Here is a 926-nt window from a genome sequence, read left to right as displayed (position 1 = left end):
ACCCCGCCGACGACCACCCCGCCGCCCACCCCGGGCAACCCGACGCGGTACCTGCTGCCCGGAGGTGGGTTGGGCGCCGCCGGCAGCGCGGCCACGACGACGGTCGCGGCGGCAAACGGAAACCACGACGGTACGCCCACCAACGCCCAGGTCTTCACGGCGACCGGCCTCAACCTCGCCTACGCCGGCGGGCAGACGGCGTTCGACCTGTTCGTGGACGCGGGGACGGCGGTCGGCAACGGCGTGCAGGTGCGGATCTCCTACGACCTCACCGGCAACGGCAGTTGGGAACGGGTGGAGACGCTGCGCTACTTCGCCACCGACCCGGTCACCGGCTACGAGCACTACACGCAGAACGCCGGCCTGTCCTCGGCCACCGGCACGTTGGGCGCGCTGAGCAACGGCACGGTCCGAGTGGAGGTCTGGTCGGCGATCGGCAACAACCCGACAACGGTGGGCATCGGCAACCAGTCGGTGCTGCGGCTTCCGTACTCCTGATCGACAGGTTCGAACGCGACACGACGTCGGCCGGTGTGGAGGACCAGGATCGGTCCCCCGCACCGGCCGACGTCGTGCGGTCAGTCAGTCGTTCTCAGGAGGCGGTGCAGGTGGGCGTGATGCCGGCCCCACTGCCCGTGCCCTGGAAACCGAACTCGGTGACCTGGCCCGCGCCGAGGCGGCCGTTGTAGTCCACGTTGGCGAACCGCACCGTGCCGGTCGAGCCACTGGCCGTCGCACTCCAGGTGTTGGTGACACTCGCACCACTGGCAAGGGTGACACCGACGTTCCACCCGCTCGTGCCGGCAGAACCGGCGGTCACCTTCACGGTGGCCACGAACCCGCCGTTCCACGAGTTCAGTGACACCGACGCCGAGCAACCACCCGTCCCCGGCGGCGGAGTGGTGGGCGGCGGGTCCGTCGGCGGG

General features: G+C 70.7%; 1 protein-coding gene and 1 pseudogene. One reads left to right on the top strand and one right to left on the bottom strand.

Annotated elements, in window-relative coordinates:
* A pseudogene (locus tag DLJ58_RS02465) lies at positions 1–498 on the top strand (glycosyl hydrolase); the annotation flags it as partial.
* 94 nt (positions 499–592) lie between these two features.
* On the opposite strand, the gene DLJ58_RS02460 reads toward DLJ58_RS02465, so the two are convergent.
* Positions 593–926: cellulose binding domain-containing protein (locus DLJ58_RS02460; RefSeq protein ID WP_208740805.1), on the bottom strand; the 334-nt coding region annotated here is incomplete at its 5' end.

Origin of the sequence: Micromonospora arida, from assembly GCF_003857035.1 — a bacterium.
Classification (GTDB): domain Bacteria; phylum Actinomycetota; class Actinomycetes; order Mycobacteriales; family Micromonosporaceae; genus Micromonospora; species Micromonospora arida.
The sequence above is the reverse complement of the archived record's forward strand: the minus strand, read 5'-3'. Positions and strand labels throughout refer to the sequence as shown.